This is a genomic window from Streptomyces capoamus (genome assembly GCF_014654935.1).
GTDB classification, from domain to species: domain Bacteria; phylum Actinomycetota; class Actinomycetes; order Streptomycetales; family Streptomycetaceae; genus Streptomyces; species Streptomyces capoamus.
In genome coordinates this window covers 10,828-20,351 of the sequence record NZ_BNBF01000025.1, presented here as the reverse complement: position 1 = coordinate 20,351, position 9,524 = coordinate 10,828, and the positions used below count along the sequence as shown (strand labels likewise).

Here is a 9,524-nt window from a genome sequence, read left to right as displayed (position 1 = left end):
GTCGAGGAGAGCAACACCTTCGGCCTGGAGCTCGAGCTCACCGAGGGCATGCGCTTCGACAAGGGTTACATCTCCGCCTACTTCGCGACCGACATGGAGCGCATGGAGGCGGTGCTGGAGGACCCGTACATCCTCATCGCCAACTCCAAGATCTCCTCGGTCAAGGACCTGCTCCCGCTGCTGGAGAAGGTCATGCAGTCGGGCAAGCCGCTGCTGATCATCGCCGAGGACGTCGAGGGCGAGGCCCTGTCGACCCTGGTCGTCAACAAGATCCGCGGCACCTTCAAGTCCGTCGCCGTCAAGGCCCCGGGCTTCGGCGACCGCCGCAAGGCCATGCTCGGCGACATCGCCATCCTCACGGGCGGCGAGGTCATCTCCGAGGAGGTCGGCCTCAAGCTGGAGAACGCGACCCTGGACCTCCTGGGCCGCGCCCGCAAGGTCGTCATCACCAAGGACGAGACCACCATCGTCGACGGTGCCGGCTCCTCCGAGCAGGTCAACGGCCGTGTGAACCAGATCCGCGCCGAGATCGAGAACAGCGACTCGGACTACGACCGCGAGAAGCTCCAGGAGCGCCTGGCGAAGCTCGCGGGCGGCGTGGCCGTCATCAAGGCCGGTGCCGCCACCGAGGTGGAGCTCAAGGAGCGCAAGCACCGCATCGAGGACGCCGTCCGCAACGCGAAGGCCGCCGTCGAGGAGGGCATCGTCGCCGGTGGTGGCGTGGCCCTGCTGCAGGCCTCCCAGGTCTTCGAGAAGCTGGAGCTCGAGGGTGACGAGGCGACCGGCGCCAACGCCGTGCGCATCGCGCTGGAGGCCCCGCTGAAGCAGATCGCCGTCAACGCCGGCCTCGAGGGCGGTGTCGTGGTGGAGAAGGTGCGCAACCTGACCCCGGGCCACGGCCTGAACGCCGCGACCGGCGAGTACGTCGACCTGGTCGCCGAGGGCATCATCGACCCGGCGAAGGTGACCCGTTCCGCGCTGCAGAACGCCGCCTCGATCGCGGCGCTGTTCCTCACCACCGAGGCCGTCATCGCCGACAAGCCGGAGAAGGCCGCCGCGCCGGCCGGCGGCGGCATGCCGGGCGGTGACATGGACTTCTGATCGACCCGAGGGTTGATCGCCTGTCCTTCGACCGAGGGCGGCACCCCCAGCTTCGGCTGGGGGTGCCGCCCTCGGCGTTTTCCGGGCGGGCCGGGGGTGTGAGCCGGAATACGAGGCGGTCCTCCACGCATTTGCTTAAGAGGTTGCAACAATGCATGCTCACATACCATTCGGTTAACGCCCCACTCACGAGGAGCTCCCACGTGACCGTCACCGCCTCCGCCACCTCCCGCGCGGCCCGGATCCTGTCCCGCCCGATCACGCTCAACGGTCTGACCGTCCCGAACCGGATCGCGATGGCGCCGATGACCCGGATGTTCTCGCCGGGCGGTGTCCCCGGTGAGGACGTGCGCTCCTACTACGCGCGCCGCGCCGCCGCGGGCGTCGGCCTCATCGTGACCGAGGGCACCTACGTCGGCCACGAGTCGGCCGGCAACAGCTCGCGCGTGCCCCGGTTCCACGGTGAGGAGCAGCTCGCGGGATGGGCGAAGGTCGCCGAGGACGTGCACGCGGCGGGCGGCACCATCGTGCCCCAGCTGTGGCACATCGGCATGGTCCGCGAGCAGGGGCAGAACCCCTTCCCGGACGCCCCCGCCATGGGCCCCTCCGGCCTGGTCACCGCCGGCGCCGAGCCCACCGGCAAGGCCATGACGCAGACCGACCTGGACGACGTCGTCGCCGCGTTCGCCACGGCGGCCGCCGACGCCGAGCGCATCGGCTTCGACGGCGTGGAACTGCACGGCGCCCACGGCTACCTCCTCGACCAGTTCCTGTGGGAGGGGACCAACCGGCGCACCGACGCCTACGGCGGCGACCCGGTGGCCCGGACGAAGTTCGCCGCGGAGATCGTCGCCGCGGTCCGGGCGGCCGTCTCCCCCGAGTTCCCGGTCATCTTCCGCTACTCGCAGTGGAAGCAGCAGGACTACACCGCCCGCCTCGCCGGGACCCCCGGGGAACTGGAGGCGATCCTCACCCCGCTCGCCGAGGCCGGCGTCGACGTCTTCCACGCCTCCACCCGCCGGTACTGGCTGCCGGAGTTCGACGGTTCGGACCTCAACCTGGCCGGCTGGACGAAGAAGATCACCGGCAAGCAGGTCATCACCGTCGGCTCGGTCGGCCTCGACGGCGACTTCATCGGCGCCTTCCAGGGCGAGGGCTCCCCGGTCAAGGGCATCGACAACCTCCTGGACCGCCTGGAGGCCGAGGAGTTCGACATGGTCGCCGTCGGCCGCGCGCTGCTGCAGGACCCGGAGTGGGCGGCCAAGGTCCTCGCCGGCCGCCTGGACGAGCTGGCGCCCTACGACGCGCAGGCCGTGAAGACCCTCAGCTGACGCCGTGCGGCCGGGGTGCGGGCCGGGCACCTGTGATCACCGCCGTTCGTTCTCCTGACGACCAGTGAGGGGAGCGAGCATGACGACGAGCCGATCGCAGGATCCGGCCACGCGGTCCGGCAGGCCTGTGGTGCGCACCGCCGCCGGTGCGGTGCGCGGCCGGTGGGAACGGGGGACGGCGGTCTTCCGGGGAGTCCCGTTCGCCGCACCGCCGGTCGGCGCGGCCCGGTTCCAGGCCCCGCGCCCGGTGCGGGCCTGGGAGGGCACCCGGGAGGCGTCCGCGTTCGGCCCGCCGCCCCCGCAGGAGCCCGGGTTCCAGGACCCGGGGGCCGCCCCGGCCCCCGGGGGCGACGACTGGCTGACGGTGAACGTGTGGACGCCCGGCCCCGATCCGGCCACGGCACGCCCGGTCATGGTGTGGATCTACGGCGGTGCGTACAAGCTGGGCCACTCCGCCCAGCCCGGCTACGACGCACGGCGCATCGCGCGGGACGGCGACGTCGTGGTCGTCACCTTCAACTACCGCGTCGGCATGGAGGGGTTCGCCCGCATCGAGGGCGCACCGGCGAACCGGGGCCTGCTGGACCAGGTGGCGGCCCTGGAGTGGGTGGCGGAGAACATCGCGGCGTTCGGCGGCGACCCCGGACAGGTCACCGTCCTCGGTGAGTCGGCCGGGGCCGGCTCGGTGGCCTCCCTGATGACGATGGAGCGGGCCCGCGGCCTGTTCCGGCGGGCGGTGGCGCAGAGCGTGCCGGGGCCGTTCTTCTCCGACGCGCTGGCGTGGGACATCGGCCGGGAACTGGCGGCACAGGCGGGCCGCCGGCCCACCGCGGCGGACCTGGCCGGGGTGGACCCACACCGGCTGACCGAGGCCGGCCAGGCGCTGGCGGCCAGGATGGGCGGGTACACCGACCGCTGGGGCCGGGCGGCGCCCACGCTCACGCCGTTCTCCCCGGTCGTCGACGGCGATGTGCTGCCCGCCACGCCCTGGGAGGCGCTGGCGGCGGGCGCGGCGCGCGACGTCGACCTGCTCACCGGCCACAACCGCGACGAGTTCCGCCTGTTCATGGCCATGAGCGGCACGCTCGACGGGATCACGGACGAGCGGGCGACGGCGACCCTGCGCATGCTGGCGCCCGGCGGCGAGGCGGGCGAGCGGGCCTATCGCGCGGCCTACCCGGACGCCACGCCCGCCGAACTCTTCGAACGCGTCCAGACCGACTGGCTGTTCGCCGTGCCCACCCTGCGTCTGGCGGAGGCCCAGCGCGCGGGCGGCGGCCGTGCCCACGTCTACGAACTCACCTGGCCGGCACCGGGGCTCGGCGGCACCCTCGGCGCCTGCCACGCCCTGGACATCCCGCTGCTCTTCGGCACGTTCGACGCCGACCTCGGCAGGCTGGCCTTCGGGGAGGCCGGCGTCACGGCGGAGGCGGAGGAGCTGTCGGCCCGCTTCCGCCGCTCCTGGACGTCCTTCGCCCGCACGGGGGACCCGGGCTGGCCGGCGTACGACACCGATGCCCGTCTGGTGCAGGTCCTGGACGCCGAGCCCAGCGTCACGGCGTACCCGGAGGAGCGCAGCAGACTCCTCTGGGAGGGCTACGAGGTCACCGCGCTGCCCCTGCTGGGCTAGCACCCGCCCGCCCCGCCTGCCCCGCCCGCCCCGTCCGCCCCGGCAGTCTCAGGCCGTCGCCTCGGCCGCGGGTGTCGCCGGGGCGGGGTGCGGTGCGATGCGGTGGCGCCGGACCGGCAGGCCGATCGTCGGGTTGGCCACGCCCCAGGCCGCGCCCTTGCAGATCAGCTCCTTGTAGAAGGCGGCGAACCGTCCCGTCAGGGCACGCGGGACCGCGCGGTCGTCCGGGGTGACGAACTGGATCAGGCCGTCCTTGCGGCCCAGCGAGATGCACTGGTTGAAGTAGCGCAGCGGCACCTCGGGGACCTTCCCGCCGGTCAGGCGCGCCGCGATGGCGTCGGCGGCCTGCCACGCGGTCGGGACGCCCGACGCGCACGACATCCGCAGCGGCATGTCGCCGGGCCCCGCCGCCAGGGCCGCGTCGCCGACGGCGTACACGTCCGGGTGCGACACCGAGCGCATGGTCCGGTCGACCACGATCTGGCCCGTGGCGGAGACCTCCAGGGTGGTGGCCCGGGCGATCGGGTGGACGGCGAAACCGGTGGCCCACACCGTCACCGCGGCCGGGACGGACGTGCCGTCGGCGGTGCCGACGCTGTCGGCCTCGACGGCGGTGACGTCGGTGTGCTCGTGCACGGTGATGCCGAGCCTGTCGCAGACCCCGCGCAGGTGCCGGCGGCCCTTGGGCGAGAGCCAGTCGCCGAGGCCGCCCCGGGCGACGAGGGCGACGTCCAGGTCCGGGCGGGCTTCGGCGATCTCGGTCGCCGCCTCGACCCCGGTGAGGCCGCCGCCCACGACGACGACGGGCTGTCCGTCGGTCAGGCGGGCCAGGCGCTCGCGCAGCCGCAGCGCGCCGGGGCGGGAGCCGATCTCGTGGGCGTGCTCGGCCGTGCCGGGGACGCCCTGGTCGTTCCAGCCGCTGCCGAGGGCGTACACGAGGGTGTCGTACTCCAGTTCCTCGGCGCCGTCCGGTCCGGTCACGGCGACGCTCCGGCGGTCCGCGTCGACGGAGGCGACCGTCGCCTGCCGGAAGGTGACGCCGGTGCCCGCGAACATCTCGGCGAGCGGCCGGTGCCGCAGCTCCTGGCCCGCCGCGACCTGGTGCATCCGGACGCGTTCGACGAAGTCGGACTCGGCGTTGACGAGGGTGATGGCGACGTCCTCACGGTGCAGGCGCTTGGCGAGGCGCCCGGCGGCGATGGCTCCGCTGTATCCGGCTCCGAGGACGACGATGCGGTGCTGCATCTCCTGCTCCTGTCTCGAGTGCCCCTGCTCCTGGGCGGTTCGCTCCTTGAACCGGACGGCCCGCCGCTTCCTGACAGGAAAGCCGTGTGAAGCACCTCACACCGGGATCAGAAGGCGTGGAGCAGGGGTTCTCCGTGCTCGGCGGCCGCCCACCGCCGGGTCGCGCGGTCCAGTTTGTCGGGGTTGACCTGGTTGCGGAAGGCGGCGATGCCCTCGGCGGTGATCTCCAGGCACATGATTCCGACGACCCGGCCGTCGACCACCGCCACCAGGGCGGGACCCCCGTTGACGGCGGTGGCGTAGACCTCGGGCGAGCCGCCGACGTGGGCCTGCTTGGCCTTGCTGGGCTTGAACAGGCCCCGCATGAACGTGGCGACGGCGCGGGCGCCCTCGAACGCCTTGGCCCGGGCCGGGACCTTCCCGCCGCCGTCGCCGATCGCGACGGCGTCCTCGGTGAGCAGCCGCACCAGCGGCTCGGTCCGGCCGGTGGTGGCCGCCGCGAGGAACTCCTCGACGATCCGCCGGGCGGCGGCCCCGTCGATCTCGGCACGGGCCCGGCCCGCCGCGACGTGCTTCCTGGCGCGGTGGAGGATCTGCTGGCTGGCGGCCTCGGTGATGTCGAGGATGTCGGCGATCTCCCGGTGCGCGAAGTCGAAGGCCTCGCGCAGCACGTACACCGCGCGTTCGTTCGGGGACAGTCGCTCCAGCAGGGTCAGGACCGCGTACGAGACCGACTCGCGCTGTTCGGCGGTGTCGGCCGGCCCGAGCATCGGGTCCCCGGCGAGCAGCGGTTCGGGCAGCCACTCGCCCACGTAGGTCTCGCGCCGGGCGCGGGCCGAGGAGAGCTGGTTCAGGCACAGGTTGGTGAGCACCTTCGTCAGCCAGGCCTCGGGGACCTCGACGTGCTCGACGTCGGCCGCCTGCCAGCGCAGGAACGTGTCCTGCACGGCGTCCTCGGCCTCGCTCGCGGAGCCGAGGAGACGGTAGGCGATGGCCTCCAGGCGCGGCCTGGAGGCCTCGAAACGCTCCACGTCGTTCATGGTCAAGGCCATGCCCGGATCCTAGCCGCCGGGCGCGGGCCCGGTCAGGGGACAGCCGATCTAGAGGTTGCCCATCGGTTCGATGTCGACGTACACGGGCGTGCCCCACACCCGCAGCACCTCGTAGTCGGTGAACTCGTGCACGAGCCGGTAGGCCATCGCGGGCCGCGACCCGCGCCGCTGGGCGGCGAGATAGGCCTCCGCCTCGTGCCGGTCCCGCCTGGGGGTGCCGCACAGCTGCCACTCCTGCCCGTTCCACAGCTCGGGCAGCCACCGCTGCTGCGGCTGCGGCCGGTCGGCACGCACGCCGTACCGGGACGGCGCGGTGCGGACCGGCTCGCCCGGCCGGGGCCTGCCGCCCTGGAACTCCGACCGTCGGGCGGCCCGGCGCCGGGTCTCGCACAGCAGGCACAGGTCGGGCGCGCTCTCGTCCACCGGGCCCTGCGGGTGCTCGGGGCACCGGGTGGCCGGCGCTCCGCCGGTGACGGTGTCGTCCAGCAGGTCCAGGGCCCGCCGCAGGTCGTCCTTGATCTCGTGCAGCCGGGCGTCCGGCGTGTCGGCGGTCAGCGCCTCCCCGTGCTCCCCGAGCAGCCTGAGGGCCCGTCCGAGGGCGGTGAGCTGGGCGTGATTCATAGCGGTGGGTGTCCTCCTCGCCTCCATGGTGCCTGGCCGGCGCCGGTCAGCGCGGGGCATGGGCCAGCGCGGCCCGCAGGTGGCCGCCGGACTCCTCCAGCAGGCGGGCGGCGGTGGGGCCGTCCACGCCGGCGAGCAGGACGAGGATCGCGTGCTTCACCTCGCCGCCGGTCTCGGTGAGCGCCTTCTCGATCTCGGTGTCCTCCGCGCCCGTGGCCAGCGAGACGATGCGGTGCGAGCGGGCGCGGAGCTTGTCGTTGGAGGCGCGCACGTCGACCATCAGGTTCCCGAACGTCTTGCCGAGCCGGATCATCGTGATCGTCGACAGCATGTTCAGCACCAGCTTCTGGGCCGTGCCGGCCTTCAGCCGGGTGGAGCCGGTGATCAGCTCCGGGCCCACGACGACCTCGATGCCGTGCTCGGCGGCGGCGGCCAGCGCGCTGTGCGCGTTGCAGGACAGGCCCACGGTCAGCGCGCCGAGCGCCCGGGCGTGCTCGACGGCCCCGACCGCGTAGGGCGTACGGCCCGACGCGGAGACGCCGACCACGCTGTCGTCCGGGGTGAGCCGGAGGGCGTCGAGGTCGCGGCGGGCCAGCTCACCGGAGTCCTCGGCGCCTTCCACGGAGGTGACCATGGCCGCGGGGCCCCCCGCGATCAGCCCGACGACCTGGCCGGGGCGCGTGTTGAAGGTGGGCGGGCACTCGGAGGCGTCCAGGACGCCCAGCCGGCCGGCGGTGCCCGCGCCGGCGTAGACGAGCCGTCCGCCGCGGCTCATCCGCTCGGCCACGGCGTCGATGGCGGCGGCGATCCGCGGCAGCTGCCGGGCCACGGCGCCGGGTACGCCCGCGTCCTCGCCGTTCATCAGGCGGGCGATGTCGAGGGTGGGCAGCCGGTCGATCCCGGCCAGCTCGGGCCGGAAGGCCTCGGTGGTCAGGGAAGCCAGCTGACTGCGCAGGTCATGAGAGGTCATGGGGGGTGGCCTTCTCCTGTACGGGGACGTGCTTTTCCCTACGTCTATCTCCCTACGTCTATCGCGAAGCGCTCCGGTGCCGGTGGGCCAGTGCCTCGTACGACGCGGCGAGGGCCGGCGCCGCGGTCTCGTACGTCCGCTGCGCCACTCCCACGAACAGGCAGTCCACCACCAGCAGCTGGCTGGTCCGGGAGGACATCGCGGCCGGCCGCAGCTCGGTCTCCCGGGAGGTGGACGTGGTCAGCACCAGGTCGGCGTACTGGGTGACCGCGGAGTCGGGCCGCCCGGTGACGGCCACCGTCGTCGCCCCGTGCTCGAAGGCGGTCCGGAGCGGTTCGATGACGTCCCCGGTGGACCCGGAGTGCGTGATCGCGATCGCCACGTCACCCGAACGGAGCTGCACCGCGTTGGTCACCGCGAGGTGCGGGTCGCTGTGCGCGTGGGCTATGAGTCCTATGCGCAGCAGTTTCTGGGTGAGGTCCTGGGCGACGAGCCCGGAGGCCCCTATGCCGTACACGTCGGTGCGGCGGGCGCTCGCGAGCGCGGTGACGGCGGCGTCGAGCTGGGCGGTGTCGAGGCCGGCGGCGGTGTCGGCGAGGGTCTGCTGCTCCTCGTAGGCCAGTTTGGTGACGACGTCGGCGATGGGGTCGTCCACCGCGATGTCCGTGGTGATCGCGGGCGCGCGGCCGGACTGCTGCTGGGCGGCGAGTCCGGCGAGGGCGAGCCGCAGGTCGCGGTAGCCCGGATAGCCGAGCAGCCGGGCCGTGCGCACGACCGTCGCCTCGCTGGTGCCGGTGAGTGCGGCGAGGCCGGTGACCGTGAGGGCGGCGCAGCCGGCCGGGTCGGCGGCGACGGCCTCGGCGACGCGCTGCATGGACCGGGTCATGGACGGGGCGAGCGTGCGCACCTTGGCGGCGAGGGAGCCGGCCGGGCCGCCGAAACTTTCCTTCACATCCTGGGTCACGGATGAAAGATATTTTCGGTTCGGTGACGCGGTCAAGAGTGCGCACAATGGGTGCATGGACCCCATCAACCCCCTGGAGCAGGCGTTGCACGCCGCCCGCGCCCGGGTCCTCGCGGACCTGGTCGCCGGGCAGGTCGCGGAGGCGGACGTCGTCTCCCTGGTGGAGGAGTCCATCGCGCAGCGGCGCTGGTGGGTCGAGCAGTGGCCGGACGGCGTGGCCTTCGTCGCCGGGCTGGTCGCCCAGGACGTGCAGGACGCGCTGCTGGAGCGGCACGGCCGCTGGCCGCTGTGCCCGGTGTGCGGCTCCGGCGACCCGCACGCGCTGGACGTGGAGCCGGAACTGGGCCCCCACCCGCACTGGGTGTGCCACAAGGCCGGCGTGAAGGTCGCCTCGGTGGGCTCCCTGGGCTCGGCCACCGGCGGGATGATGTCCTCGTGAGGCGCCGGTGACCGTCTACATCGACCCGCCCACCTGGCCCGGCCACGGGCGCCTGTGGTCGCACCTGGTCAGCGACGTGTCGTACGACGAACTGCACCTGTTCGCCGCCGGCTTGGGCGTACCCCGGCGGGCCTTCGACGGCGACCACTACGACATCCCGTCCCACCGGTA

10 protein-coding genes are annotated in these 9,524 nt (G+C 73.4%); 5 read left to right on the top strand and 5 right to left on the bottom strand.

The window, feature by feature from the left end:
* The 3 genes from groEL to IE312_RS30815 form a co-directional block, all read left to right on the top strand.
* A partial coding sequence (groEL, locus tag IE312_RS30825) for a chaperonin GroEL (RefSeq protein ID WP_229900636.1) occupies positions 1 to 1,101 on the top strand: 1,101 nt, incomplete at its 5' end.
* 203 nt (positions 1,102 to 1,304) lie between these two features.
* Complete coding sequence (locus tag IE312_RS30820) at positions 1,305 to 2,432, top strand: NADH:flavin oxidoreductase (RefSeq protein ID WP_189985554.1); 1,128 nt, start codon at positions 1,305 to 1,307, stop codon at positions 2,430 to 2,432.
* A gap of 79 nt (positions 2,433 to 2,511) precedes the next feature.
* On the top strand, positions 2,512 to 4,062 hold the full coding sequence (locus tag IE312_RS30815; protein ID WP_189985553.1) for a carboxylesterase/lipase family protein: 1,551 nt from the start codon (positions 2,512 to 2,514) through the stop codon (positions 4,060 to 4,062).
* Between the two features lie 48 nt (positions 4,063 to 4,110).
* Here the strand turns inward: IE312_RS30815 and IE312_RS30810 are convergent, their stop codons facing one another.
* From IE312_RS30810 to IE312_RS30790, 5 genes are all read right to left on the bottom strand, one after another.
* On the bottom strand, positions 4,111 to 5,307 hold the full coding sequence (locus tag IE312_RS30810; protein WP_189985552.1) for an NAD(P)/FAD-dependent oxidoreductase: 1,197 nt from the start codon (positions 5,305 to 5,307) through the stop codon (positions 4,111 to 4,113).
* Between the two features lie 107 nt (positions 5,308 to 5,414).
* The gene (locus IE312_RS30805; protein WP_189985551.1) at positions 5,415 to 6,359 is read right to left on the bottom strand and encodes an RNA polymerase sigma-70 factor; all 945 of its coding nucleotides are present in this window, start codon (positions 6,357 to 6,359) and stop codon (positions 5,415 to 5,417) included.
* 48 nt (positions 6,360 to 6,407) lie between these two features.
* Positions 6,408 to 6,980 carry a hypothetical protein gene (locus IE312_RS30800; RefSeq protein ID WP_189985550.1) on the bottom strand — a complete coding sequence of 191 codons (573 nt, stop codon included), beginning with the start codon at positions 6,978 to 6,980 and terminating at the stop codon, positions 6,408 to 6,410.
* A gap of 46 nt (positions 6,981 to 7,026) precedes the next feature.
* Positions 7,027 to 7,950 carry an N-acetylmuramic acid 6-phosphate etherase gene (gene murQ / locus IE312_RS30795; protein ID WP_189985549.1) on the bottom strand — a complete coding sequence of 308 codons (924 nt, stop codon included), beginning with the start codon at positions 7,948 to 7,950 and terminating at the stop codon, positions 7,027 to 7,029.
* A gap of 58 nt (positions 7,951 to 8,008) precedes the next feature.
* The gene (locus IE312_RS30790; RefSeq protein WP_189985548.1) at positions 8,009 to 8,914 is read right to left on the bottom strand and encodes a MurR/RpiR family transcriptional regulator; all 906 of its coding nucleotides are present in this window, start codon (positions 8,912 to 8,914) and stop codon (positions 8,009 to 8,011) included.
* 55 nt (positions 8,915 to 8,969) lie between these two features.
* Here IE312_RS30790 and IE312_RS30785 point away from each other — a divergent pair, with 55 nt between their 5' ends.
* On the top strand, positions 8,970 to 9,353 hold the full coding sequence (locus tag IE312_RS30785; RefSeq protein ID WP_189985547.1) for a DUF8819 family protein: 384 nt from the start codon (positions 8,970 to 8,972) through the stop codon (positions 9,351 to 9,353).
* A 7-nt stretch (positions 9,354 to 9,360) separates the two neighbouring features.
* Positions 9,361 to 9,524 (top strand): DUF4031 domain-containing protein (locus tag IE312_RS42610; protein WP_229900651.1); only part of this gene is annotated, 164 nt, incomplete at its 3' end.

Excerpts from the sequence above, each read along its gene's own strand:
- IE312_RS30815 (WP_189985553.1), top strand. The coding sequence starts at position 2,512 with ATGACGACGAGCCGATCGCAGGATCCGGCCACGCGGTCCGGCAGGCCT.
- IE312_RS30805 (WP_189985551.1), bottom strand. The coding sequence starts at position 6,359 with ATGGCCTTGACCATGAACGACGTGGAGCGTTTCGAGGCCTCCAGGCCG.
- IE312_RS30810 (WP_189985552.1), bottom strand. The coding sequence starts at position 5,307 with ATGCAGCACCGCATCGTCGTCCTCGGAGCCGGATACAGCGGAGCCATC.
- IE312_RS30800 (WP_189985550.1), bottom strand. The coding sequence starts at position 6,980 with ATGAATCACGCCCAGCTCACCGCCCTCGGACGGGCCCTCAGGCTGCTC.
- IE312_RS30785 (WP_189985547.1), top strand. The coding sequence starts at position 8,970 with ATGGACCCCATCAACCCCCTGGAGCAGGCGTTGCACGCCGCCCGCGCC.
- murQ (WP_189985549.1), bottom strand. The coding sequence starts at position 7,950 with ATGACCTCTCATGACCTGCGCAGTCAGCTGGCTTCCCTGACCACCGAG.